The organism is Paenibacillus sp. FSL M7-0896, assembly GCF_037975415.1.
Classification (GTDB): Bacteria; Bacillota; Bacilli; order Paenibacillales; family Paenibacillaceae; genus Paenibacillus_AQ; species Paenibacillus_AQ silagei.
In genome coordinates this window covers 6,004,099-6,029,901 of the sequence record NZ_CP150250.1, presented here as the reverse complement: position 1 = coordinate 6,029,901, position 25,803 = coordinate 6,004,099, and the positions used below count along the sequence as shown (strand labels likewise).

The window sequence follows — 25,803 nt, the reverse complement described above, 5'->3', positions numbered from 1 at the left end:
CCACGAAATTCAAACAACTGCTTACGAAGCAAGTGTTGTGTGAGGCAGAGCCATGAGGCTGCATCACCCACAAGACTTTTAGGAGGAAATGCATGTGAGGACGGAACAATTATCGCTTGCAAGACAGATGGATCTGGTATTTCATGAGCTGCAGGAGGAATTGTCAGGACTGAATTCAGGGACCGTATTTGTACAGATCAGGAATAATATCATCGGCAAGTTCGGGGTCCGCCACAATCCGCTCGCCGGACGCAGCGGAAGCTTCGCAGCCGGGCAGGAGGGGCTGACTTCAGGCCAGCAATCCTCATTCCGCGTCATGGCGCTGGAGAGCCTGAAATATAAGAAACGGTGGACACATGGAGAGATCAGCTATGAATTTGCTGTACGCCAGGGGATGGTGGTGGTGGATGCCACGCTGGAGTCCAATTACAATATGGCGAATCTGATGATCCGCTATCCGCGCAGCAGCCACGGCGATGTCTCGGATCAATCCTTCGGCTGATTCTATATACATATAGAAAAGCCCCCCTGCGCTTCGACGAGAAGCGCGGGAGGGCTGTGAAGCTGCTCGGTCTATGCCTCACGGCTTAGACGGTTTGTAAAGATAAGGTAGCGATTACGAACGACCGGACAGTTGTTGCTCTGCCAGTTGCACCAGACGTTTGGTGATATATCCTCCCAAAGAACCTGTTTCGCGGGAAGTATAGTTCCCATAATAACCGTCAGCCGGGATAGTTACTCCAAGCTCTTGTGCTGCTTCATATTTCAACTGCTGCAGCGCTGCATTCGCTTGAGGAACGACCAGGTTGTTAGAACGGCTACCACGACTTTGTTGACCTGCTTGACCCATGTGTGCTCACCTCCTTCGCCCGTTGTGAAGATAGTATGAGCGCGGGAGGGAGAATTCATGCACGGATGTTGAAGTTTTATAGGATGGTAATTATTATGAAATTTATCGTTCCGGGTAGATCATCTGCAGGGTGCCCCCCAGCACCAGCGTCTGTCCGGGTTCAAGCGTGATCAGCCCGGTAGCGGAGGCGTCCTGCTGGAGATTAGGTGCATCCGGGAGCCAGGTGAGCGGTTCAATGCACAGGAACTGGTCGGCCTCGCCTTTGGTATATAGAATCCAGTGGCGGAAGAAGTCAGTATCGGCTGAGTAACGCAGCCCGTATCCATCATCGCGCATCAGCACGGCCTCGGCAGGCTGGCCCTCTGCTATACGCAGGACGGTATCCAGGTCCGCACCTTGAAGATTCAGCCGGGTGTGCAGGCTCGTAAGCTCTCCGAGCGGCAATAGCTGTCCGGTAGGCAGGAGATCCTCACTCAGCTCGCAGACGGCTCCGGCAGGAAGGGTAACATTCCAGCGGGACGGGGTTCCGTCAAGCATGAACCAGGTATGGTAGCCTGCGCCAAAAGGAACACGCTTGCTGCCGAGATGAGTGACCTTGAGCGTCTGCTGCAGCCGGTCATCCTGAAGCCGGAAGGTCATTTCAAGCTTCAGCGGCTCAGGGAATTGTCTGATCCACTCCGGATCATCTGTGGTTATGAACTCAGTGGTGACCGCACAGCCGAACTCGTCCTCCTCAATATCACTGACACACCAAGCCTGGGTGCGGTGCAGCCCGTGAATATGATGTTCTCCCGCATTCCGGTCGAACTGGTAGCTTGTTCCGTCGAACAGGAAGCTTCCGCCGCGTATGCGGCCAGGCGGCACAAGAAGCGGAAGGCCGAAGTGATAAGGCTTCTGCATATATGATGCCAAGTCGCTTTCTTCAGGCTGACGGAGGATCTGCCGCTCCATGGTGCGGTCCCATAATGAAATTACGTTATTACCCAGCCTGGGCAGAAGCGTGACTTCCAGTTCCCGGCTATGCAAAATATACGTATCATAACCGTTCCATTGCCCTTTGGTCACCTGTTTCATAAGAGATATGCTCCTTTGATAAGCTGTAATCGGATTACATACACACGAATACCTTTATCATACCAGATTTATCCGGCGGAGGTTAGGGATTTGACAACTTCTCCGGGCCGATCTATGATGGAGGCATCAATTAACACAAGTAATGCGATGACAGGGACAAGTAAGCATGGACTGTACCTCCAGAAAGCCGGTGGCTGATGTGAACCGGTGGTGCACCTCTGACTGAATGGACCCTTGAGCGCCGCGCTCGAACAGGCTGCTGAAGCCCTAAGTAGACCGGCCGTCTCTTCCCCGTTAACGGAAGCCAAGGCTGTTTGCATAGATCCCTCCGGGGACTCCAGGCAGCGAATAAGGGTGGTACCACGGTCTCACGTCCCTTGCGGATGTGGGGCCTTTTTGCGTTCCTTGCACCAGCGGACAATCATAATGATGATGGAGGATAAGAGGATGGCTAAAAAAGTATTGTCGGGCATACAGCCCAGCGGTTCACTCACACTCGGTAATTATATCGGGGCAATCAAGAATTTCGTCAAGCTTCAAAAGGAATACGAATGTTACTTCATGGTGGTCGATCTGCATGCCATTACGGTAGCCCAGGACCCTGCAGCCCTGCGCGAGAATTCGGAATCGGTAGCCGCGCTGTATCTGGCAGCAGGCATTGATCCATCGATCGCGCATGTCTATATGCAGTCCCATGTGCCGCAGCATGCCGAGCTGGGCTGGATTCTGACTACGCTCACTGCCATGGGTGAGCTGGAACGGATGACACAGTTCAAGGATAAGTCGGCCGGCAAAGAATCCGTAGGCGCAGGTCTGTTCGTCTATCCGTCGCTGATGGCCGCCGACATTCTGGTCTACAATGCGGATCTGGTACCGGTAGGCGAAGACCAGAAGCAGCATCTGGAGCTGACACGTGACCTGGCGGGACGCTTCAATCACCGGTTCGGTGACTTCTTCACCGTACCTGAGCCTTACATTCCGGAGGTCGGGGCGCGGATCATGTCCCTGGATGACGGCACCAAGAAGATGAGCAAAAGCGATCCCAACCCCGGCAGCAGAATCGGACTCCTGGACCCGCCTGATGTAATTCGCAAAAAGATTAGCCGGGCCACAACGGATTCCGGCCGTGAGGTTATTTTCGACCCGGCGGCTAAGCCGGAGATCAGCAATCTGATGAGCATCTATGCCGAGTGCTCGGGAATGAGCCTGCAGCAGATTGCCGACAAATATGAAGGCCAAATGTACGGCGGCTTCAAAAAAGAGCTGGCTGAAGTGGTCGTAGCGCTGCTGGAGCCAATCCAGCAAAGATATCAGGACATCCGCAGCTCAGGGATGCTCAGCGATATTCTGGCTCAGGGTGCCGAAAGTGCACGTATAAGTGCCGCCCGTACCCTGGAGGGCGTGAAGGAACGGATGGGCTTCCTGCCTACCCGTTAAGTTAAGGGGTCGGCTGGTTGCTCTCCGCCTTGCGTCTCAGCCTGGCCTTGACGATGAAGCCCCAGCCGATGTTAAGCACGCACAGCGCGCCGAGCAGCAGCGCCAGCCAAATGTTATAGCTGATCGAGATGGAAGCTGCTGTGAGGAGTAGAATTGAAGAGCAGGCGAACCACAGTGACAGACCTTTACCCATATGTTCCAGCCTTCCTTTCTGCTTCAAATAATGTACAAGTGAATCCCGGTGTGCTCGCAGCATGCCGGGATTTCACGTAAAGTGAGCGTATAGGCTTTGAATTGTAACCGCTTTTGTTGTTGATTGTGCCTTATGCGGTCCCGTTACGTCAAGAGGGGGGCAAGAGAATAGATCCCCGTTAAATAAAGTCTATAACGTATTAGGTGAGCTGCATAATCCTGCACAAATTGCAACATCTCGATTAATAAATCGCTCCAAATCAAATAATGTTGCACAAAAGGCCACAATCTTCCTCCCCCAAACGGCGGAGCGGGGAAATTCCTGCATTTCATGCAACAATCCCTACAGCGACATCTTAATCCCTGTTCCAGAGTTGCAATATTTACAACATCTCGGCGTGAACTTTGACCGCACAGGTGGGCTTAACTCCATTCCCTGCAACAGCAGACTGTCCGTGATGAAGACACTTATATTACAAATAATTACTAAGTGTTGAAGGCTTGCTTGTCTGGAGCTGGTTGTAGTTTTAATTCGTTTATGCATTTTAGGTAGTTAATGTAATTAAAAAAGGCACCTGCCCCGGCAGATGCCACCTGTCTTCAAAAAACTTCCTACAGCTTGACGGTTCCCGGATCAACGGCGAAGCGCTCATCCAGCTTCTCGCTGCTCAGCCAGCCGACATAAGTATTCAGCGCTTTATACTCATGGTCCATTACCAGTACAGCCACGAACGGGAATTGCTTACGGTGTAAATAACGGACATCTCCCCAGCGTACAATATAACCAGAGGGCAGCTCCTCCACCTCCGCGACAGCGTACGAGGTGAAGTACAGGAAGGCCTGAATATCCGGATGGGATTTGGAACGCTCGACAGCGGGGTGAGTGGAGCACACCGCATGCTTGAACCATTCCAGCCGTCCGCTGTTCAGCAGCCCGACATTGTAGCTTCCGTCGGGCTTGGCTTTGACCAGATTCCACCGCGTTGGCGAAATGGTTGGGATCACATAGTAACGGTCGCCTGCATTATGGTGAACATCCTTGTTCTTGATGCTGCGGGTAATGCGGGCATGAACGAGGGTCCGCCAGATGTAGTACAAGACGATGCAGACATACAAGGTGATGAACAGGGGAGCGGGCGGCACCAGTCCGCTGATCCAGAGAATAATCGCCGCTGCATGGCTGCCGAAGATAAACGGATCGAAGATATGGATGATGTTCCAGGCGATCCATTTCTCGGTGAACGGGCGTGCGGCCTGAGTCCCGTAGGTGTTGAACAGATCGGAGAATACATGGACGGCAACGCCGATGAAGCTCCAGAGTGCGATATGGCTTAAGGTGCTCAGGTCCGTGAAGCCGAACAACGGCCCGATGACCACGGTGATCAATGCCGGCCACAGCAGTAAGAAGGGCAGGGAATGGGTGATCCCCCTGTGATTGCGGATGTATACCGCGTTATCCTTCAGACGCAGGGCGGTATCGGCATCCGGTGCCTGAGAAGCCAGTACAGTAGCTACCATCACCGCTCCGGCAAGCGTTCCATTCGAAGCGACGAGCGGATCGACGAAGGACAGACCTGCAAGTCCAAGTCCCATAACAAAATGTGTGGCAGTATCCATTAGTCAGATCTCCTTTGTACGGAAGTTCTCTATTAATAACTACCCATTATTGGGCTAAGTTATTTAAGGACGGGAAAATAAATATCGTCACGTAATTGTCGAATTAATGAACATCTTGGTCAATGATTGTCAAAGTCTTTCCCAGTTTGCTATGATAAAGTTAATAGCGGAGTGTAAGAAGTTCCCTAGAAGGAGGAACCCGATACGTGGACAATCAATTGAGATATCAAGCTTCTTCTGATTCCGCATCAATGTCTGCCAAGTCTCCACCGGAAGGTGCAAGCTGGCGCGACTTTATTACCGTTACGAAGCCCGGCATTATCCGCTCCAATCTGATTGCGGCATTCGCAGGCTACTGGGTGGCATCAGGCTGGGATGTACAGTATGGCCGTCTGATTTTGACTTTGCTCGGCACCATGCTGGTCATGGCTTCAGCCTGTGTCTTCAATAATTATTTTGACCGCGATTTGGATATGAAGATGGAACGGACCCGGGAACGCGGGCTGCCTACAGGAAGGCTGAAGCCGACAACGGTACTTATCTATGGCATTGGGCTCGGCATTGCCGGGCTGGGCGTGCTGTTCGCCTTCTGCGGCGTACTAGCCGGATTATTCGGCATAGTCGGCATGTTCGTATATGTTGTAGTGTACACCCTTTGGCTCAAAAGAACCTCCACCTGGAGCACCTCGGTAGGTGCGATCTCGGGAGCCATGCCTCCTGTCATCGGCTATGTGGCTGTTACAGGAACAGTGGATCTCGGCGCCTGGCTGCTGTTCGCAATGCTCTTTTTGTGGCAGCCGCCCCATTTCTGGGCCCTTGGCATCCGCCGCAAGGAGGAATACAGAGCAGCAGGATTTCCGCTCCTTCCGGTTGTGAAGGGGACGCGCCGCACCAAATTCCAGATGATTCCTTATGTGGCATTGCTGCTACCGGTGCCTGTGCTGATGTACGCCTATGATTATGCAGGTATATATTATCTGATTGTATCACTGGGACTGTCGGTGGCATGGCTCTACTTAACTCTAATCGGATTCAAGGCAAAGGATGATGAGGTATGGGCGAAGAAAAGCTTCCTCTTCTCCATTAATTATCTGACGTTAAGTCTGATTGCCCTGGTGTTGAATACCATTCACGTGTAAGTATTCTTAGGATAGAGGGGGAGGGCGTCCTGTGCAGACCTTGAAGCGCTACAAGTGGACCTGGCTGCTGCTGCTAATTGCAATAATTATGGCTGGCTATCTGGCAGTCCAGTCCTTTGGGTTCGGTGAGAAGAAGCTGCCTGTCATCGGTCAGGTACAGGACTTCTCTCTGGAGAATGTGGACGGGAAGCAGATCAGTCTGGCGGATACGGCAGGCACAGCAAGGCTGGTCTATTTCTTCTTCACGGTCTGTCCCGATGTATGTCCGATTACCACCTATATGCTGTCAGAGACGCAGGATATATTGGTTAAAGACGGCAGCTTCGGCAAAGACGTTGAATTCGTCTCGATATCTTTCGATCCGAAGAATGATACAAGGGAAGCGATCAAGGCCTTCGCCGACAAGTTCCATGCCGATTATAACGGCTGGTACTTCCTGCGGGGGGATCAGGAGCAGGTACGCAAGCTGGCAGCGGAGTCCTTCAAGGTGCTGATCTACGGCACGAGCAAGGATGATTTCGCCCACGCGAACCTTATTGGCCTGGTGGACAAGAACAACCGGCTCCGGGGATTGTACGATGCCGGGGATACGGAGAATGTAACGCCGGAGTTCCTGGCCAGAACGGTTAAGAAGCTGGCCCGTGAATAGCACAGGAACGCAATAAACGAGGGTGTCCGTGGAGCAGTGGAGCTGCTGCACAGGACACCCTCGTTTTGTGGTGAAAGGTTAAGAATGTATATGCTTCATGCGATGAATTATCCTTCTTTACCCTGCGGATACGGCTGGGGGTAAATAATGAAATCTTCAAGTCCGGCCTTCTCCAGCTGGGTGATGTTATATTCATCCGGAGTCCCTTCCACGCCGGCATAACCCTTGCGGGTATACATATGAATGGCATCGGGAAAGGCGTCACGCAGGACTGCACGGATTTTTTTGCCTGAGCTGTCATTGTCCATGTACAGGTAGACTTCCCCGTCCCGGATGGTATTCCGCAGGGATTCCAGCTTCAGGGTATTCAGCGTACCGAAGGTGCACAGAATGTCGACCTCTGGTTCAAGCAGCCGCCTCAGTCTGCTGCGGTCGTTCTTGCCTTCGACAATAATGGTGATGGACATATGCAATCAGCCCCCGGATCTTAGTTGTTATGACGATATTGTACCTAAGCTGCGCTATTTTTAACAGCTTGGCGGAACAATATGTATTCATTCCCCGGGAAATGTCGCATTCAGGCGGCCGGGCTGTTCCAGCCGGGAGCGTAGGAGGAGAGGCGGCCGGATCTGCCCGGAGGCAGCAGCAGGAGAGCTGTCATCAGCAGGACAAAGGCGATGAAGTAAGGGGAGATATACTCCCTTAGCTGCCCGGCAGCGACGGGTCCGGCGAAGGCTCCGAGGGACATGGCGATGGATTGCAGCGAGAAGGTCCGGCCCAGCCGTCCTGCGCCGCCCAGGCTGATGAAGAGGGAGGCCATAGCCGGGAACAACACGCCCTTGGCAGAGCCGAGCAGGAAGAGAACCACTCCGGCCGGGATGCTGCGGAAGGCAGCCAGGGTGAAGAAGCAGAGAGCCATCCCCAATAAGGCAGCGGCAATGCGGATACCCGGTGAGATACGGTTCAGGAAGAACAGGCAGAGGGTCGCCAGCGCTCCAAGGCTGAGCAGGGAGAGCAGAATTCCGGTAGAGACCATTCCGTCTTGTCCTTGTGACAGCGGAAGCTCGAAGAACAGTACGCCCTGGGAGCAGGATACGAAGAAGGGCAGCAGATAGTAACGCCTGGAGACTGCAGGCTGGGCGGTAGCGGCTGCCACAGGCTGCAGGTTCTCCTTTACCGGGAGTTCAGGCTTATGAAGTACCAGGGCCGGATTATGCTTCGGCACACTGAAGAAGGCCATCACACCGGTGAAGATCAGGAGCCAGCCTAAGGTGCTGAACGTGCCGGAGTAACCGGCTTTGGCGACGATGAAGGCTCCGGCGGCAGGGGAGACGACCGAAGCCAGCGTGTGAATAATTCCGTTGCCTGACATGTATTTACCCTGGGTCGCAGGGTCAGACGAGAGCGAGGCCAAGAGAGTCATACAGGCAGGGGAGAGGAACGCCAGGGCGAACCCGCTCGCTGCCCGCAGCAGGAGCAGATGCCAGGGCAGCTGGGCATGCGCCTGCAGAAGCAGGATCAGACCTGCTACAGTAAGGGCGAATACGATATAGCGGCGGCTGCCGTTGCGGTCTACAAGTACACCGGCCAGCAGATTGCCCGGGAGGTGGGTCAGGGAATACATCCCCATCATCCAGCCGATGAAGGCCGGGCCCGCTCCCAGGGACATGGCAAAGGGTGTCAGGATAGGGTACTGGGCATGTAAATCGAAGAACGCCAGGAACATGAAGAGGTACAGCCACATTGCAGTTTTCACGGATAACACCTCCAGATTAGCGGCCAGCCGCTGATGACGGAACGGATTCCAGCAGAGGGAACAGCCTACTTGTACTTTACGTGCGGCAGCGGGGGCTTATACCATTTTCTTGGCCAGCCCCTGTATGCAGTTCTGCATTCCGGCAACCATGAATTATAAGGGTCATTCATGTATAATAATTAATATTAATGAAATGTCTGACGGGACAGCGTCCCGGAGTGGCGAAATTTGCGATTGGGGTGTTGTGAAATTGATGAATCCGGAAGTGTGGTCACAGTTTATCAGAGAGAATTGGCTTGTTATCGTTATTGCGCTTGTCCTGCTGTTCGCAGTCGTTAACATCGTTAAGACTATGCTGAAATGGGCTATCGTCGTCGTTATTGTGGTGGGGTTATTCATTTATAGCGGGGTGACCATGGATCAGATTGGTAATGCCGTTAACAAAGTGGCGGACGGGACAGTCAGCACGCTGAAGAATGAGGCGCAGGAGGTTATGCTCAAAGAAGCGCAGGAGGCGGTCTATACCTCTGGCAGTGACGGCACCTTCACCATCACTACTCCTAATCTGGAGGTGAAGGGCTCCGCTGCAGAGGACAAGGTGGAAGTGGTCTTCCGCGGAGTCAGCCTCGGGAAGTGGAGCGTTACGGATACAACCAAGACCTTCATCGACGAAGCCCGGAAGCAGGCGGGCAAGTAATAGTGCAGCGGGCTCAGGGTTACCTGCAGCAGCAGAAGGAGGAGTGATTCATTGAATACCTGGATAGAAAGTCTTCGTGAAGCCAATATCATCTCCATTGTTCTGCTGCTGATCGTCCTCTTCTCTGCACTGCAGGGCTGGGGCCGGGGCTTCCGCAGAGCAGCCGGAGGGCTGTTCGGCATGCTCGGATCAGGAGTGCTTGCGGCAGCTTCGCTGGTGATGGCGATTCCCGCAGCCGTATACCTCTCGCCTGCTGCCGGGAACTGGGCTTCCGGCATTACTCCGCCGGAGGACAAGCTAAGCCAATGGCAGCAGCTATATTATACCGGTGCCTCAGTACTGGCGAATTCACCAGTAGTGCGGTTTCTGCTGCTGCTCTTGCTGTGCTATACCTTGATTCGTCTGCTGCTGGGTCTGCTGTTCCTGCTGCTGCCGTTCCGCCTGCCGCGCCAGTCCGGGAGGGGCTCAGGGCGGATCACAGGCGCCAGCCGGCTGTTCGGGGCAGTGCTTGGCACCGCCGCAGGGCTTACCCGGGCCATGGTGCTGGTCTTTGTCCTGTTCATCAGTGTCGCCCTGAACCCGGACAGCGGCTTCAGCCGCTATGTGCAATCATCACCAGTCTACAGCCAGAGTGCGGAAGCGGTATTTGAGCCACTGGCCGGTGAACAGGTCAGAGGAAAGCTTCCGGTACTGACCAAGGCGGTAGCCGCCGAGATGAGTGACATTCTCCGTCGTAAATATGAGGTGATTGACCATGATATTTCGGCGGATATTGCCGGTGCAGCCGAAGAAATCGCCGGACAAGCAAGCGGCGATGAAGAGAAGGCCAGGCTGCTCTATGACTGGGTAGGCTCGCGTATTGCCTACGACTATAACAAGGCGAAGAATTATGAAGAGAGACGGATCTGGCACGAGCAGACCCCGCAGGATACGATGGATACACGGCTTGGGGTATGCATTGATTACGCGCGGCTCTATGCTATGATGGCCCGCTCGCAAGGTCTTCAGGTGCGTGTCGTCACCGGCAAGGGCTATGACGGTCAAGGCGGTTATGGCCCGCATGCCTGGAATGAGGTCTATATCAGCAGCAGCGCAGCCTGGATTCCGCTCGATTCCACCTGGGCCAGCAGCGGCAACTGGTTCAATCCGGGGGATTTCGACTCCACGCATATCAAGGAAAACATCCTCTGAGAAGGAAGCGGACGCTCTTGTATCTATGGTACAATAACAGCGGGCAAGTGGAAACGGCTGTGCCGTCTTTTCAAAGGACGGTACTGTTAGCTCTTGCCCGTGATCTGACGGATAAGCAGTACTGCAAACCATACAAGGAGAGGACTTGCTGTGAGATGGTTCGGTAAGCCGGGCTCCGGCCCGGGTGATGGAGAGACCCGCAACTACCTGAGCTTACGCATAAATCTGTTTTTCTTTGGTACTTTTTTTATTTTTGTGATCATTATGATCCGGCTTGCGGGACTGCAGTTTGTAGAGAGTCCCGAGCTTAGCGAGGTGGAGGCCAGCCGGGAGACCAAGGATGTTCCGCTTGCGGCGATCCGGGGGACTATTCACGCGGCGGGCGGGGAAGACATCGCACATTCCACACCGATTCAGTCGCTATTCGTTACGTTAACCCAAGAATACACCGCGAAGGTCAAGAATAAGAACACCGGCTTATATGAACCCACTGCTGAAGCCAAGGCAAATACGAAGGCGCTGGTGGCGGGGCTGTCATCCGTTTTTGAACAGTATGGTGACCCTTCTGCGAAGAAGCTGCTTAAGGAGGATATCCTGCAACTGCTGGACCTTGATTACAAGAAGTCACTGGGGTATGTACCGCGCAAGATCAAGGCCGGTCTTACGATGAAGGAAGTCGCCCATCTGATGGAGAACAGGCAGCGTTATCCCGGGGTGTCAGTGGTGGAGGAGAGTATCCGCCATTATGACAAGGACACGGTGGCTGTCCAAACGGTTGGTTATATGAAGCAATTCCGTTCTACAGAAACAGGATATAATTTATACAAAAATATCCGCAGCGCCATGAAACAAACGGGTGCGGATCCGGGACTTAGCTACAGGGAAGATGAGTTCGTCGGCATCTATGGTCTTGAACAGCAATACCAGCGCGAGCTTAGAGGGAAGAACGGGTATCAGACGATCTCTGTCAATGCCCAGAATATGGCCGAAGAGGTTATCGCGTTGGTCCCGCCCGTCAAGGGTAACGATATCTGGATGACGATTAACAAGCAGGTGCAGATGAGAACAGAACAGGCGATTATGGATCAGCTCAACTGGCTGCACCGCAACCCTGTACAGGGGAAGCTTCATAAGGATGCGCTCACCGGCTATGCCGTTGCGATGGAAGTCGATACAGGCAATGTAGTGGCAATGGCGAATATGCCAGACTATGATACGAATGTCTGGAATGCCGAGAGGCTGCCGACAGAAGTGTGGGCCAAAATTGAGGACTATTATCAGAACGGAACGATTACCGATATTTCCTCCGGTATCTCCGGTAACGGGCTGAAGTCATTGATCTTCCTGGGTTCCACGATTAAGCCGTTAAGTGTCTTGATCGGTCTGGAAGAAGGCTTATTCACTACCGGGGATACTTACATGGATAAAGGGATTGGTTATTTCGGTAAGAATAACAGCTCCTCGGTCAGGAATTCCTCCGGCCATGTCCTGGGCCCGCTTAGTCCAGCGAAGGCTATTCAGGAGTCCTCGAATGCTTTTATGGTAGAGTGGGTCGGTAATGCCCTGTACAAGAAGTATCCGGGAGAAGGCATTGCCATATGGGACAAATATATGAAGGCATTCGGCCTTGGGGTGTCTACGCAAAGCGGGCTTCCGGGTGAAAGTGCCGGAGTTGCCGATTATCTTGATCCGAAGAAGGCAGGCTCTGCCCAATCAGCGCTGGTACTTGCCTCCTTCGGCCAGAAGGGGAAATACACCGCACTTCAGCTTGCTCAGTATACGGCAACACTTGCGAATGAAGGTGTACGGATTAAGCCCCAGCTCGTCAGTAAGATTACAGATCCCGATGGGAAGACGGTTAAGCAATTTGGACGGGAAGTCCTGGACAGCATCTCGTTTCACCCTTCTTACTGGAAGGAGATCAAGCGCGGGATGAATACTAAGGTTAAGGCGTTTGACGGATTCCCGTATGACTTCGCCCGCAAGACAGGAACCTCTGAGATGGAAGCCTTCGGGGCCACCCGAGACAACGGGGTATTCATTGCTTATGCTCCGCGTGAGCATCCTAAGCTTGCGGTGGCCGTGATTATTCCGGAAGGCGGCTTTGGAGCGAACAGTGCAGCACCCGTAGCCCGCCGGATCTTTGAAGCCTATGACCAGGAGTATGGACTGGATGGAGTCCCTAAGAAGAATGTGCCAGAGTCAAGGGTGGATTAAACGGTTTATTTTGATGTAGAGGAGTGAAAAACTGTGGGTGTTTTCCGAAAGCAGGCCTCCCCCCCGGAAGAGAAGGACAGCAAGAGCTCGCTTGGCCTGCGGCTTAACGTGTTTTTCTTCAGCACGTTTGTTATTTTTTGTGTCATTATTATTCGCCTCGCAGTTATTCAATTTGTGGAAGGACCGACGCTGACCGAGGTAGAGACCAGCCGGGATACCAAAAGTGTCCCGCTCGCCTCCATCCGCGGAGGCATCCGCGCAGCTGCAGGCGAGCAAATTGCCTACTCTACCTCCGTTCAAACGCTGTATGTTACGCTTACGAAGGAATATACAGCCAAGGCACTGGATAAGGAGACGGGTATCAGCTCGCTGAAGCCGGAGGCAAGAGCCAATGCGTATGCGCTGGCGAATAATCTGGTTGCGAAATTTAACGAATATGGCGACCCGAACGGCGAGAAGCTGACCGTTAATGAAGTGATTAATTCTCTGGATTTATATTTCAAGAAATATTCGGGCTATATGGCCCGCAAGATCAAATCCGGTCTGACCACCAAAGAAATCGCCTATTTCATGGAGCATAAAAGTGAGTTCCCCGGTCTGGAGATCGTAGAAGAAGGCGTGCGTCATTACGACAAGGATACCGTTGCCGTGCAGACAGTCGGCTATATCAAGCCCTTCAAATCCTCTAACACGCTCAACATCTACAAGAATATTCAGAGCGCGATGAAGAAGATCGGCGCAGATCCCGGCCTGAATTATAAAGACGATGAATTCGTCGGCTTCGACGGTCTGGAGCTGCAATATCAGCGGGAGCTGCGCGGCAAGAACGGCTATCAGGTCATCTCGGTGAATCCGCAGAACATGGCCGAGAAGGTGGAAGAGGTTGTGCCGCCTGTCAAGGGTAATGACATCTGGATGACGATTGACAAGAATGTTCAGCTTAAGACGGAGCAGGCCATCACCGAACAGATTAATTGGCTGCACCGCAACTCTGTACAGGGTAAGACTCATCCTGACGCCAAGACAGGCTACGCCGTGGCGATGGAGGTCGATACCGGCAATATCGTGGCCATGGCCAGTATGCCGGATTACGATACCAATGTCTGGACAGCGGAGAAGCTGGATTCAGATACATGGAACAAGATCATGGGCAATTACCAGAACGGGACAATCACCCCGTATTCTTCCGGCCTGTCCGGTCATGGATTCGGCTCCACTGTGCTGCTTGGTTCCACCATTAAGCCTCTGACGGTGCTGATTGGTCTGAATGAAGGCTTCTTCAGCACTTCCTATACGTACACAGATAGAGGCATTGCCTATTTCGGTAAGGATGATAAATCCTCTGTCCGCAATTCCTCCGGGCACGTATACGGACCCATGCGACCGGCTAAGGCAATTGAAGATTCCTCTAACGTGTTCATGGTGGATATGATCGGCAAGAAGCTCTATGAGAAATACAAGGGTGAGGGCATTAATATCTGGGATAAGTATATGAAGGAATTCGGCCTTGGCGTATCTACGCAGAGCGGTCTCCCTAATGAATACCTGGGACAGATCAACTACACAGATACTAAGGCAGCGGGCAGTGCGCAAGCCGCGCTGGTCTATGCCTCCTTCGGACAGCAGGGCCGTTATACGGTGCTGCAGCTAGCCCAGTATGCCTCGACGCTTGCGAATGAAGGGGTGCGGATTAAGCCGCAGCTTGTCAGCAAGATTACGGATTCATCGGGCAAGGTGGTCAAGAAGTTTGAGCGCGAGGTGCTGGATGAAGTGACGACCTTTGACAAGTCCTATTGGAGAGAGATTAAAAAGGGCATGAACAGTAAGGTCTCCGCATTCGCAGATTTCCCTTATGATTTTGCCCGTAAGACAGGGACCTCACAGCAGCTGGGAAAAGGGCAATTACGCGATAACGGGGTATTTATTGCCTTCGCCCCGCGTAATAATCCTAAGTTAGCGGTGGCTGTGGTCATTCCGGAAGGCGGCTTCGGCTCCAACAGTGCCGCTCCGGTTGCGCGTAAAATTTTCGATGCTTATGATTGGGAGTACGGACTGGACGGTGTGCCTAAGAAAAGCCTGAAAACAGCGAACTCAAATGACGGCGCTGCTTCCGGTGACAGTGCCGATAATACTCCTGCAACAAACTGATGATATTATAATCGAGTAGGAGATGGATCTGCGTAATACCAAATATACGGTTGCCTTCAAACGAAAGAGCAACCAAGAATGGAGGGGTGGCAAATGACTGCCAAATACCGCCTGCTAGCATTGGATATGGATGGAACCCTACTGAACGACGAACAGAAGATTACCCCGCTTACGGTGGAATGGATCAAAAAAGCGATGGAAGCCGGCGTACATGTCTGCCTGTCTACCGGACGCTCCTCGCGCAGTGCGATGCCGTATGCTGAACAGCTTGGCTTGAATACTCCGATGATCATGGTCAACGGAAGTGAAGTCTGGCGTGCGCCTCATGAGCTGTATCGCCGGTCCCTGATGGATGTTGAACTGGTCCGGGAGATGCACAAGATCGCTGAAGAATTCGATATCTGGTTCTGGGCCTACTCCGTAGATGAAGTGTACAACCGGGATAGCTGGGATGGGGAGATTGACAGCAGGGAATGGCTGAAATTCGGCTATTCCACCGAGGATAACGATATCCGTCATAAGCTGCTGATGCGCCTGCAGGAGCTGGGCGGGCTGGAGATCACCAACTCTTCGCCGTTCAACCTGGAGATTAATCCGCTTGGCGTCAATAAGGCTTCAGGCATCCTTGAAGTATGCAAGCTGCTCGGCATTAACATGTCCCAGGTTGTTGCCGTAGGCGACAGCCTCAACGACCTGGCAGCGATCCAGCAGTCCGGCTTTGGAGTGGCTATGGGTAACGCCCAGGAAGCTGTCAAGCAGGAAGCGGATGCGGTAGTAGCTACGAATAATGAAGACGGGATCGCAGAAGTGATTCAGAAGTACATCCTTACAGAGGCCGGAACCTCGGCCGGACGCATATCCAAGCGAGCTTAAGATTAAGGAGTTGAGGGAATTGACAATTCTGGGCTGGATTCTGATCATTGCTTTGTTCGCAATCGGGCTGGCGGGGGCGGTATATCCGATCCTGCCGGGGGCGCTTGCGATTTACCTGGCTTTCTTTGTATATGGCTGGTTCTTTTCCTTCGACTCCTTCGGTCCCTGGTTCTGGATTGCCCAGACCCTGATCGTTGTCGTTCTGTTCGTTGCCGACTACGTGGTCGGGGCCTGGGGCGTCAAGAAGTTCGGCGGCTCCCGCGCCTCGGTGATCGGCAGCACCATCGGTCTGATTGTCGGTCCGTTCCTGATTCCGGCGTTCGGCCTGCTGATTGGCCCCTTCCTGGGTGCCTTCATCGGCGAGCTGATTGCCGGCGAGAAGGCAGGTAAAGCGGTTAAGGTCAGCTTCGGCGCTCTGCTCGGGCTGTTCAGCAGCACAGTCGTCAAGATTATTCTGCAGATTGTGATGATCGTCCTCTTCTTTATCTGGATCGGACGTTACTAAATTTATTGTGAAGAAGGCGAAACAGCTTGTCCACCAAGAAAGAATCCTTTGTCAAAGGCACGCTTATTCTGGCGGCAGCCGCACTGGTGGCCCGTGTCCTCGGGCTTGCCCAGCGGGTGCCGCTGGAGCATTTATTCAATGAAGTCGGTAACGCTGCGTTTACACAAGCCAACAACGTGTATCTGCTGCTGCTGCCGCTGGCAACAGCGGGAATTCCCAGCACACTTAGTAAAATGGTGTCCGAGCGCTATGCGCTGAACCGCCCGCAGGAAGCACAGCAGGTGTACCGGGCGGCGCTGATTTTTGCGGCTGTGGTTGGTGTGCTTATGAGTGTGGCGCTCTACATAGCTGCTCCTTATTATGCGGAATCCAGCAAGGTTCCCGAGAGTACATTGGCCATACGGGCGATTGCCCCGGCGCTGCTGCTATTCCCCGCGATCGCGATGATGCGCGGGTATTTCCAAGGGCGTAACAATATGATGGCCGGCGGCATCTCACAGATTGTTGAGCAGATTGCTCGGGTATCCACGGCCATTCTGCTTGCCTTCATTCTGCTGCGCCAGGGCTACAGCAACACCTGGATGGCAGCAGGGGCATCCTTCGGGAGTGTGCTCGGCAGTATCGGCGCCTTTGGCGTGATGCTGTATTATGCCATGAAGCTGCGACGCAGCGAGGAGAAGGTTGCATTATATGAATCGAGTGAGGCCCGTATCCCGCTGCTGAAGATTTACAAGGATATTTTCAAGCTGTCCATACCGATTGTATTGTCTTCCGTTACGGTGCCTGTAGTGAACTTCATTGATACTACCTTTATTGTGCCGCTGCTTAGCGGACAAATCGGCTTGAAGGAAGCCACGTGGACACTGGGGATCTTCGGCAGCCGGGCACAGAGCGTGGCCGGGATTCCTCCGGTCTTGTCAATCGCCCTAAGTGCATCGCTGATTCCGATTATATCTGCCGCCTTCGCCCGCAAAGATGAACAGCACCTGCAGCGTCAGGTCACACTCGCCATGCGGGTGTCCATTCTGACCGGCACACCGGTTGTGCTCTCCCTGGTCGTGGCTGCTTATTCTGTGAATGGCCTCTTGTTCAAGACACTCGATGGAAGCGGCATTGTGGCGATGCTGACGCTGGGTACCATTTTCCAGATTACGATGATGACCACGAACTCGATCCTGCTTGGAATGGGCAAATCGCGGATATCGATGTATTATGTACTTGTTGGTATCCTCGTGAAGTTTGGCTCCAATTTCCTGTTCAGCCAGTGGTTCGGCATCTACGGCATTATCGGCTCTACGGCATTGTGCTTCATTGTCATTACACTGCTGAATCTGCGGATGCTCAAAAAAATCGTACCCTTCTCCATTCTCGGCAAACGCTGGGGAGGCTTCTCCATTGCGGTTCTGGCCTCGGCAGGCATCGGCTATGGTCTGAATGAAGCAGGCCTGTTGATGACTGATCTGATGCCGGCCCGTCTGGCCTTCCTGATCACCTGTCTGGTGGTTGGAGCGGCAGTCGTGATTGTGTATCTGGTTCTCCTGATTATTCTGGGTGTACTCAGCAGCCAGGAGATTGCCGGTTATCCCCGTCCGCTGCGCAAGCTGCTGGGTCCTTTAATGAAATTGCAGCCCGCCCGTGTTCGTGCCGGTGAATAATGATGTTTGACTTATTCCGTACATTTTGCTTCACTTAAAGAGCAAGCTTCTTGTGTAACTTTCTGATAGAAGGGAATGGTCAATAAATGGACAAAATCAGCTCGCCTGCCCAGTTCCAGGTGGCAATTCAGTCTCCGCGCCTGACGGTGGCAGTCTTCAAGGCAGATTGGTGTGTGGATTGCAAATTCATTGATCCGTTCATGCCGGATGTGGAACAGAAATATGCAGAGCGTCTTACCCTGGTCGAAGTGGATGTCGATGCCGTAGGCGATGTCAGCCAGGAACAGAATATTCTGGGCATTCCAAGCTTTGTCGCGTACACCGATGGACGGGAACTGGTCCGGTTTGTGAACAAGCTCCGGAAGTCCCGGGAGGAAATCGAGAAGTTTCTTGATACGGCGCTGGACGTTTATCTCAGCATTCACAAGTAATTACGCAGCACCGCTTTCGCCCTATCCGAGCAGAAGCGGTGCTTTTTTTCTAATAATATAAGCATTTATATGTTTCATACTCATTCCTATACAATACGGGTGATACTATTGACGACACTTCAATTAAAATGGCTAAGCTATCTGACCTGTCTCATTATGTTCATGGCGCTGTTTGGCGGGGTTGTGGTGACTAAGACCGGCTCGGGACTGGAATGCGGGAATGAGTGGCCGCTGTGCCACGGGAAGCTGATTCCGGCCTATACCATCGGCTCTCTGATTGAATATACCCACCGCTTGTTCAGCGGCCTGGCTGGCCTGCTGTCCCTGGCTTCCATGGTTGCCTTCTGGCGTTATGCCAGGCACCGCAGAGATCTGCTGGCCTATGCCCTGCTGACCCTGATCTTCGTCATCGTTCAAGGCGGGATGGGAGCGCTTGCAGTAGTGAAATCGCAGTCGGCTGCGGTCATGGCCCTGCATATGGGCTTCTCGCTGATTGCCTTCGCCGGTTCGCTGATGCTGGCGCTTGGGACCAGACGGACATTCGCTCCAGGAGCGGAATTCAGCACAGGAAGTCCCAAAGTCCGCCCAGCCTTCCGCAACTTAACCTGGGTTACTGCAGTATATTCATATATCGTGGTCTACATCGGGGCCTACGTAAGCCATACCAGCTCCCAAGGCGGGTGCTCCGGCTGGCCGCTGTGTAACGGACAATGGATTCCGGAGATGAGCGGCGGAGTAGGGATTGTATTCATTCACCGGATGGCGGCGGCGATTCTGTTCCTGCTGACCGCTATACTTGGGCATCTGGCCTTCTGGAAGCATAAGGAGCTGCCGGAGCTGAGGGCTCTGGGAGTAGCGGCGGTTCTGCTATGCCTGATGCAGGTATTCAGCGGAGCGGCTGTGGTATATACACTGAATAATGAAAGATTGTACATATTTGCTGCGTTGTCTCATATCGTGCTGATCTCCGGACTCTTCGGGGTTCTGTGCTACATGAGTGTAAGGGTCTGGCAGTTAAGCGGAGCCGGCAGGGGCAGCAAGTAATAAAGTAAACGGCAACGGTGGACGGGATAAGCATAAGGTCCTGTTTGAGGAGGAACGCTATAGTGCGATACGGTAATTTACGACAATGGATTGAGCAGCTCCGCAGGGATAAGGATCTGGCAGTGATAGATACCCCTGTTGATCCTTATCTGGAGCTTGCCGAAATTCACCGCCGGGTGGTGGAGGAGGAAGGCCCGGCACTGCTGTTCACGAACGTGCAAGGAACACCGTTCCCGGTCGCTACGAACCTGTTCGGTACAGTTCAGCGCGTCAACAAGGCCTTTGGGACAAGACCGGAGCAGCTGCTGAAGTCGCTGACAACGGCGATGGATCAGCTGATTCCGCCTTCAGGCGCCGGCTTATGGCGGGAGAAGACGGTGCTGCTGGAGCTGCTGAGGGCAGGAACCAAGAATATACCGCAAGGAGAGGCTCCGGTACTCGGCGTCTGCAGCAGCAGCGATCCGCTGAAGGAGCTGCCCCGGATTACGGCCTGGCCTAAGGACGGCGGGGCGTTCATCACGCTTCCTCTGGTCTATACGGAGAATATCACCAACCCCAAGGATCATAATCTCGGACTGTACCGGATTCAGATGTATGACGACAGCACCACAGGTATTCACTGGCAGATTCACAAGGGCGGCGGCTTCCATCACTCGCAGGCAGAGCTTCTCGGCGAGACCCTGCCGGTGTCTGTCTTCATCGGCGGGCCGCCGGCCCTGATTGCAGCGGCAGTGGCACCGGTGCCGGAACGGGTTCCGGAGCTGATGCTGGCTTCGCTGATGCTGGGCGGCAAGCTTCCCATGGTGCAGGACCCCTTGGGCGGGCACCGGATTCCGGCTGAGGCGGAATTCTCCATCCGGGGACGCGTGTCTCCGCTGGAGCGGAGAGAGGAAGGGCCTTACGGCAGCCAGTCCGGCTACTATTCGATGCAGCATGATTTCCCGGTCATGCATGTTCAGCGGATGTGGCACCGCAAGGATGCCATCTACCCGGCGACCATCACCGGCAAGCCGCGCCAGGAGGATTATTATCTGAAGGATTATTTGCAGCGGCTGCTCGCTCCAGCCTATCCTATGCTGATTCCTTCGGTCAAAGCGCTCTGGTCCTACTCCGAATCCGGTTCGCACTCATTGACCTCAGCGGTCGTTAGGGAGAGCTATCCCCGTGAGTATATGGTGTCAGCGTTTCGTATCTTAGGGGAAGGTCAGCTTTCCTTAACCAAATTCCTGCTGCTGACTAATGTGCAGGTGGAGCTAACGGATTTCCCCAAGCTGCTGGAAACGGTGCTTGAGCGCTTCGATCCACAATCGGATTTGACGATCTTTGCCAATACCTCCATGGATACACTGGATTATACCGGACGTAAGCTGAATCATGGCAGTAAGGCGGTGATGGCGGGCATTGGCAGCCCGGTCCGTGAGCTGCCAAGGACCTATACAGAGGGTCTGCTTCCATCAATCACCGCCGCTGTGCCTTATTGCGGAGGATGTTTAGCCGTTTCCGGTGCATCCTATGAAGAGTACCCGGAGCTGCCGGAGCGGCTGGTGGCTGCCTTCAAGGAGAGGGAGACCGCCTGGCCGCTGATTGTGCTGGTGGATCAGGCGGAAGAGGCGGTAAGCACGCAGACCTCCTTCCTGTGGACCGTATTCACCCGCTTCAATCCGGCGGATGATATCTATTCGGCGGCCGGGGTACACCGGGGCAGCGTCAGCTATACACTGCCGATCATTATAGATGCCCGGATGAAGCCGGGATACCCGGAGGAGCTGGCTCCGAGCGAGGATATTGCGAAGCGGGTAGACCGCAACTGGAACCGTTATTTTCCTCTGGCGTAGAAGTGAATTTTAAGGAGGGTCAAAATATGCTGCGGACGTTACTTGGAGAGCCGCCCCGCGTGAACAGCGGTGTGCTGGCTGAAGCTATGGAGTCCATGGCGAAGGCAGCCTCCATGCTGCGCAAGGAGATGGCGGCACATGAAGACCATGACCATGAATACCGCAAGCTGGAAATCTGGACACGCGGCCTGATCTCCTCTCTAGATGAGCTGGAGCAGAGCTGGTTCGCAGCCGCCTTTTTCCGGAAGTCAGTGATTGCCGGTTATATGGACGACATGTCGTCCACAGAGCAGGGGGAGTACGCCAGATATGTGTATTTCTACAAGGATGGCTTCATCCGTGTCTTCTCGCTGCTGGACAAGCTGGGCACGGTGCTGAATAATCTGTACAATCTCAATACAGGCAAGGTGAAGACGCATTTCTCTTATTTCACGGTGCTGAGGCAATTTCAGTTGCTTCACCCGCATCATCCGCTGGCGGAGAAGCTGGAGCGAATCAGGAATTCCTACCGGGAGCCGGTTGAGAATTTGCGCAAGCGGCGCAACGCTGAGATCCATTACATGAACGCGGAGATGACCGACGACCTCTGGCAGCGTCACCAGGGATTGCATGACAAGATTCGTCTGGAGGATCTCGACAGCCACCTGGAGGATTTGAAGCAGAGCCTGGAGATGGTATGCCAATCACTGGCCGCCGCATACAGCTACGGGAATGAACAATGGCACAAGAACAAAGCGGCCCCAGGCCCGAAATCCGGACAAGCTCGTCCGTAAAAACTTACCTTTGACAAAAATCTCGAAACTGAATTATACTTAGGCATACATTAACTTCTGACAGGATACGGAGTCTATAACTTCATACTATGATCTTATCGAGAGCGGCGGAGGGATAGGCCCGATGAAGCCCGGCAACCGGTTTGAATACAGCCTTACGCTGCATCCAAATGTCATGGTGCTAATTCCTACAATGCCGCCGGATTCGGGGGTTTTGGCAGATGAGAAGGCATTGTCATTATACACACAGGGCCTCTTGCGATCTGCATGGATCGTAGGGGGTCTTTTTTGCAATGATGGAAGCTAGAACAGAAGGGGGACGCAGCGGTTGATAGAATTGAAGGATATAACCAAGGTGTATGGCAAAGGCAGTAAGCAGGCAACTGCACTCTCTGCGCTGAGCCTGTCGATTAAGAAGGGGGAAATCTTCGGGGTGATCGGTCATTCCGGGGCCGGCAAAAGCACGCTGATCCGCTGCATTAATCTGCTGGAACGTCCGACTGCGGGCGAGGTGTGGGTGGACGGTGTCGAGCTGACAGCGCTCAGCCAGGGACAGCTGCAGGAGCAGCGGCGTAAGATTGGAATGATTTTTCAGCATTTCAATCTGCTCTCATCGGCTACAGTCTATGATAATATCGCGTTTCCACTGCGGCTGATTGGAGCCGGAAGGAACGAGATTGAACAAAAGGTCAAGGAACTGCTCGCCCTGGTTGGATTGGAGGAGCATTGGAATAAGTACCCGGCTCAGCTATCCGGCGGACAGAAGCAGCGTGTCGGAATCGCCCGGGCGCTGGCAAGTGATCCGGATGTTCTGTTATGCGATGAGGCGACCTCGGCGCTTGATCCGCAGACCACAGACTCCATTCTGCGCCTGCTGATGGATATCAACAGCAAATTCCATCTGACCATCGTGCTGATTACCCATGAGATGCATGTCATTCAGAGCATCTGCGACCGTGTTGCCGTGATCCATGGCGGCGGTATTGTGGAGCAGGGTGAAGTGGCCGAGGTCTTTCTGAAGCCGAAGCATGAGGTCACCAAGGAATTCATCCGCAGTGAGACCCAGTCGGACGGACCGCTCCGGCAAGCGATCGATGCTGTGCAGCCAGGTTACACGAAGTCGGTCAAAATCACTTTTCTCGGGCAAAAGACTTACGGGTCGACGCTCTCACAGGTGGTTCAGGGAACCGGGGTTCACTTCGCCATTCTTCATGGCACCATCTCTACGATCAAGGATGTTCCTTACGGCCAGCTGATCGTCCGGTTCGAAGGACCTGAGGGTGCGGTCGAAGCCACGCTCACTGAGCTCATAGCGCAAGGTCTTGATGTGGAGGTGATTTTGTAATGGATTTTAGCACAATCAATTGGGAAGAAATGCTGGAAGCTACGATTGCTACACTCAAAATGATCGCTATTTCAGGAATATTCACAATAATCCTTGGTTTACCGCTTGGAATTGTGTTATATTTATGGGGCAAGTCAAATAACGTTATTATCAGGGTGGTTTACTCGGTATTATCCTTCATTGTGAATATCCTGCGTTCGGTTCCTTTTATCATTCTGATGGTTGCCCTGATTCCGTTCAGCAAGGCCATTATGGGCACCTCGATCGGTGTGCTTGGAACGATTCCGGCACTGGTGATCGGTGCGGCGCCTTTCTTCGCCAGACTGGTGGAGACGGCACTGCGGGAGGTTGACCGGGGAATTATTGAAGCGGCGCAGGGCATGGGAGCGTCCACCGGGCAGATCGTTATGCGCGTGCTGCTGCCGGAGGCTCGTCCGGGTCTGCTTGCCGGTGTAACCATTACTGTTGTGACCCTTGTCTCGTATACCGCAATGTCCGGCATGATCGGCGGCGGCGGCCTGGGTGATCTGGCGATCCGCTACGGATATTACCGCTATGAGAAGGAAGTCATGCTTATCTCGGTAGCGCTGATGGTGATTCTGGTGCAGCTGCTGCAAATGGCCGGTGACCGGCTGGTAAGACATTTTACACGGAAATAAGGTACGTCCACATATAGCCTTATTCAATAAACCATATGGATTAGAGGGGGATTTACAGATGAAAAAAGTACTGCTTACATTCTTCAGCCTGACCTTGATATTGATGCTTGCCGCTTGCGGAAACAACAAGGCGAATAACACCACGAATTCTGCTGCGACAACGGCACCTACAGAAGCGGCTGCTGCAGAGCCGACTACAGAGCCTGCTGCGGACCCGGTAACCCTGGTGATTGGTGCTTCTCCTGTACCGCATGCGGAGATCCTCAAAGCGATTGCCCCACTGCTTGAAGCCCAAGGCATTAAGCTGGAGATCAAAGAATTCACAGATTATATTCTTCCCAATACACAGCTTGCCGAGAAGCAGCTCGATGCGAACTTCTTCCAGCACAAGCCTTACCTGGATGATCAGAACACTAAGAACGGCACAGATCTCGTATCTGTAACTGCTGTTCATGTAGAGCCATTTGGCGCCTATTCCAAAAAGATCAAATCGATCGATGAATTGGCAGAAGGTGCGAAGGTTGCGATTCCGAATGATGCAACGAACGGAGGCCGCGCCTTGATTCTGCTGGCGAAGAATGGTCTGATCAAGCTGAAGGATGACACCAATATTGCTTCCACCAAAGCGGATATCACCGAGAACCCTAAGAAGCTGGACATCATTGAGCTGGATGCAGCCATGCTGCCCCGTCAGCTGGATGAAGTGGACCTGGCGCTGATCAACACCAACTTCGCACTGGATGCCAAGCTGTCTCCTACGAAGGATGCGTTGTTCATCGAAGGCGGAGATTCCCCGTATGCTAACCTGCTGGTAGCCCGTCCTGACAATAAGGATTCCGATGCCATTCAGAAGCTGGCAGCAGCGCTGACTTCCCCGGAAGCGAAGGAATTCATCGAAAAGCAATATGACGGAGCAATTATCCCGGCATTCTAAGCTTAAGCCTAGGGAAGCGGAATAATCTAATGAGACCAGAAGTAGCCCGTAGCCAGAAATGGCTGGCGGAGCGGCTTCTGGTCTTTTTGAATCGCCGGGTGGTTGATCCTACAGACGAAATCCTCTATAATAAAAAAAATCCCGACCTCTTAGCGGAGGCCGGGATGGTTTATGAAACGGGATTAGAATACCTGAACGACTTCTTCCACGCCTTCTACTTCTTCAATCAGGGCGCGTTCGATCCCGGCTTTTAGCGTGATCGTGGAGCTTGGGCAACTGCCGCATGCACCCATAAGCTTCAGCTTAACGATGCCGTCTTCAACATCAATCAGTTCCACGTCACCGCCATCGCGCTGCAGGAACGGACGAAGTTTATCAAGGACTTCCAGTACTTCATCGTACATGGTTGCGCTTTGTACATTCTCACTCATTTCTCAATCACTCCTTTCGTATGTTTATTATAGTACAAAAAGTTAAAAAATAAAATGGTTAAGGCAGAATAGGGAGATCATCATGAGACCAATTATAGAATTCTGTGCCAGCAACATCGGCCACGGCACTGAACCGCTCAAGCTTAAGCTGGAGCAAAACCCTGAATATGATGTAGTGGAGTACGGCTGTCTGAACAACTGCGGAGAGTGTTATCTCCAGCCGTTCGCCATGGTTGACGGGGAAATCATTACGGCTGATTCCCCCGCTGCTCTGGAAGAGGCCATAGAAGCCGCTATACGAGAGGCAGAGGCCTGGGACAACCTGGAGATAGACTAAGCCGCCTGGATTCA

Annotated in this window: 26 protein-coding genes and 1 riboswitch; of the genes, 19 read left to right on the top strand and 7 right to left on the bottom strand. The window is 53.3% G+C overall.

What is annotated here, in order from left to right; genetic code table 11:
* The first annotated feature begins 127 nt into the window (after window positions 1-127).
* Window positions 128-502 (top strand): O-methyltransferase, encoded by a 375-nt coding sequence (locus MKY12_RS25955; protein WP_235191739.1) that lies wholly within the window; start codon window positions 128-130, stop codon window positions 500-502.
* Window positions 503-616: 114 nt separating this feature from the next.
* Here MKY12_RS25955 and MKY12_RS25950 read toward each other — a convergent pair whose 3' ends face one another.
* Together MKY12_RS25950 and MKY12_RS25945 are read right to left on the bottom strand one after the other, a co-directional pair.
* On the bottom strand, window positions 617-850 hold the full coding sequence (locus MKY12_RS25950; RefSeq protein ID WP_036701727.1) for an alpha/beta-type small acid-soluble spore protein: 234 nt from the start codon (window positions 848-850) through the stop codon (window positions 617-619).
* A gap of 102 nt (window positions 851-952) precedes the next feature.
* Window positions 953-1,924 (bottom strand): aldose 1-epimerase, encoded by a 972-nt coding sequence (locus tag MKY12_RS25945; RefSeq protein WP_339250951.1) that lies wholly within the window; start codon window positions 1,922-1,924, stop codon window positions 953-955.
* A gap of 447 nt (window positions 1,925-2,371) precedes the next feature.
* Between MKY12_RS25945 and trpS the strand changes: the two genes are divergently transcribed.
* Window positions 2,372-3,361, top strand: coding sequence for a tryptophan--tRNA ligase (gene trpS / locus MKY12_RS25940; RefSeq protein ID WP_036722062.1), 990 nt, complete (start codon window positions 2,372-2,374; stop codon window positions 3,359-3,361).
* A gap of 1 nt (window position 3,362) precedes the next feature.
* Here the strand turns inward: trpS and MKY12_RS25935 are convergent, their stop codons facing one another.
* Both MKY12_RS25935 and MKY12_RS25930 read right to left on the bottom strand, forming a co-directional pair.
* Window positions 3,363-3,554 (bottom strand): hypothetical protein, encoded by a 192-nt coding sequence (locus MKY12_RS25935; protein WP_036701722.1) that lies wholly within the window; start codon window positions 3,552-3,554, stop codon window positions 3,363-3,365.
* Between the two features lie 611 nt (window positions 3,555-4,165).
* Window positions 4,166-5,170, bottom strand: coding sequence for a metal-dependent hydrolase (locus MKY12_RS25930; RefSeq protein ID WP_339250948.1), 1,005 nt, complete (start codon window positions 5,168-5,170; stop codon window positions 4,166-4,168).
* A gap of 206 nt (window positions 5,171-5,376) precedes the next feature.
* Here MKY12_RS25930 and cyoE point away from each other — a divergent pair, with 206 nt between their 5' ends.
* Complete coding sequence (gene cyoE, locus MKY12_RS25925; protein ID WP_036722057.1) at window positions 5,377-6,309, top strand: heme o synthase; 933 nt, start codon at window positions 5,377-5,379, stop codon at window positions 6,307-6,309.
* A 31-nt stretch (window positions 6,310-6,340) separates the two neighbouring features.
* A complete protein-coding gene (locus MKY12_RS25920; protein ID WP_036722056.1) occupies window positions 6,341-6,958 on the top strand; it encodes an SCO family protein in 618 nt (205 codons plus the stop codon).
* 107 nt (window positions 6,959-7,065) lie between these two features.
* Here MKY12_RS25920 and MKY12_RS25915 read toward each other — a convergent pair whose 3' ends face one another.
* Both MKY12_RS25915 and MKY12_RS25910 read right to left on the bottom strand, forming a co-directional pair.
* Window positions 7,066-7,425 carry a DNA primase gene (locus MKY12_RS25915; RefSeq protein WP_339311471.1) on the bottom strand — a complete coding sequence of 120 codons (360 nt, stop codon included), beginning with the start codon at window positions 7,423-7,425 and terminating at the stop codon, window positions 7,066-7,068.
* Between the two features lie 110 nt (window positions 7,426-7,535).
* On the bottom strand, window positions 7,536-8,714 hold the full coding sequence (locus MKY12_RS25910; protein WP_339311470.1) for an MFS transporter: 1,179 nt from the start codon (window positions 8,712-8,714) through the stop codon (window positions 7,536-7,538).
* A 253-nt stretch (window positions 8,715-8,967) separates the two neighbouring features.
* On the opposite strand from MKY12_RS25910, the gene MKY12_RS25905 reads away from it, so the two are divergent.
* The 14 genes from MKY12_RS25905 (at window position 8,968) to MKY12_RS25840 (ending at window position 25,021) form a co-directional block, all read left to right on the top strand.
* The gene (locus MKY12_RS25905) at window positions 8,968-9,411 is read left to right on the top strand and encodes a hypothetical protein (protein ID WP_339311468.1); all 444 of its coding nucleotides are present in this window, start codon (window positions 8,968-8,970) and stop codon (window positions 9,409-9,411) included.
* Window positions 9,412-9,462: 51 nt separating this feature from the next.
* Complete coding sequence (locus MKY12_RS25900; protein WP_339311467.1) at window positions 9,463-10,602, top strand: transglutaminase domain-containing protein; 1,140 nt, start codon at window positions 9,463-9,465, stop codon at window positions 10,600-10,602.
* 150 nt (window positions 10,603-10,752) lie between these two features.
* A complete protein-coding gene (locus MKY12_RS25895; protein ID WP_339250945.1) occupies window positions 10,753-12,819 on the top strand; it encodes a penicillin-binding protein 2 in 2,067 nt (688 codons plus the stop codon).
* 33 nt (window positions 12,820-12,852) lie between these two features.
* Window positions 12,853-14,967 carry a penicillin-binding transpeptidase domain-containing protein gene (locus MKY12_RS25890; protein WP_209875887.1) on the top strand — a complete coding sequence of 705 codons (2,115 nt, stop codon included), beginning with the start codon at window positions 12,853-12,855 and terminating at the stop codon, window positions 14,965-14,967.
* A gap of 93 nt (window positions 14,968-15,060) precedes the next feature.
* Window positions 15,061-15,840 carry a Cof-type HAD-IIB family hydrolase gene (locus MKY12_RS25885; protein WP_339311463.1) on the top strand — a complete coding sequence of 260 codons (780 nt, stop codon included), beginning with the start codon at window positions 15,061-15,063 and terminating at the stop codon, window positions 15,838-15,840.
* Window positions 15,841-15,859: 19 nt separating this feature from the next.
* Window positions 15,860-16,345 carry a DUF456 family protein gene (locus MKY12_RS25880; protein ID WP_339250942.1) on the top strand — a complete coding sequence of 162 codons (486 nt, stop codon included), beginning with the start codon at window positions 15,860-15,862 and terminating at the stop codon, window positions 16,343-16,345.
* Between the two features lie 26 nt (window positions 16,346-16,371).
* Entirely contained in the window at window positions 16,372-18,000 is a 1,629-nt protein-coding gene (locus MKY12_RS25875) for a polysaccharide biosynthesis protein (protein ID WP_209875896.1), read from the top strand.
* An 86-nt stretch (window positions 18,001-18,086) separates the two neighbouring features.
* Window positions 18,087-18,431: a thioredoxin family protein gene (locus tag MKY12_RS25870; RefSeq protein ID WP_036722030.1), complete on the top strand. Its 345-nt coding sequence runs from the start codon at window positions 18,087-18,089 to the stop codon at window positions 18,429-18,431.
* Between the two features lie 108 nt (window positions 18,432-18,539).
* Complete coding sequence (locus MKY12_RS25865; protein WP_339311461.1) at window positions 18,540-19,475, top strand: COX15/CtaA family protein; 936 nt, start codon at window positions 18,540-18,542, stop codon at window positions 19,473-19,475.
* A gap of 62 nt (window positions 19,476-19,537) precedes the next feature.
* Window positions 19,538-21,310, top strand: a complete 1,773-nt coding sequence (locus MKY12_RS25860) for a UbiD family decarboxylase (RefSeq protein WP_339311459.1) — start codon at window positions 19,538-19,540, stop codon at window positions 21,308-21,310.
* A 26-nt stretch (window positions 21,311-21,336) separates the two neighbouring features.
* The gene (locus MKY12_RS25855; protein WP_036722024.1) at window positions 21,337-22,083 is read left to right on the top strand and encodes a Cthe_2314 family HEPN domain-containing protein; all 747 of its coding nucleotides are present in this window, start codon (window positions 21,337-21,339) and stop codon (window positions 22,081-22,083) included.
* Window positions 22,084-22,175: 92 nt separating this feature from the next.
* Window positions 22,176-22,311, top strand: a riboswitch (SAM riboswitch).
* 100 nt (window positions 22,312-22,411) lie between these two features.
* Window positions 22,412-23,428 (top strand): methionine ABC transporter ATP-binding protein, encoded by a 1,017-nt coding sequence (locus MKY12_RS25850; protein WP_209875902.1) that lies wholly within the window; start codon window positions 22,412-22,414, stop codon window positions 23,426-23,428.
* Complete coding sequence (locus MKY12_RS25845; RefSeq protein WP_339311457.1) at window positions 23,428-24,087, top strand: methionine ABC transporter permease; 660 nt, start codon at window positions 23,428-23,430, stop codon at window positions 24,085-24,087. The genes MKY12_RS25850 and MKY12_RS25845 overlap by 1 nt, the downstream gene beginning before the upstream one ends.
* A 58-nt stretch (window positions 24,088-24,145) precedes the next feature.
* Entirely contained in the window at window positions 24,146-25,021 is an 876-nt protein-coding gene (locus tag MKY12_RS25840; protein ID WP_339311455.1) for a MetQ/NlpA family ABC transporter substrate-binding protein, read from the top strand.
* A 182-nt stretch (window positions 25,022-25,203) separates the two neighbouring features.
* On the opposite strand, the gene MKY12_RS25835 is transcribed toward MKY12_RS25840, so the two are convergent.
* Complete coding sequence (locus MKY12_RS25835; RefSeq protein WP_036701687.1) at window positions 25,204-25,452, bottom strand: NifU family protein; 249 nt, start codon at window positions 25,450-25,452, stop codon at window positions 25,204-25,206.
* A gap of 82 nt (window positions 25,453-25,534) precedes the next feature.
* Between MKY12_RS25835 and MKY12_RS25830 the strand changes: the two genes are divergently transcribed.
* Window positions 25,535-25,789 (top strand): YuzB family protein, encoded by a 255-nt coding sequence (locus MKY12_RS25830; protein ID WP_209875904.1) that lies wholly within the window; start codon window positions 25,535-25,537, stop codon window positions 25,787-25,789.
* Window positions 25,790-25,803: the final 14 nt, after the last annotated feature.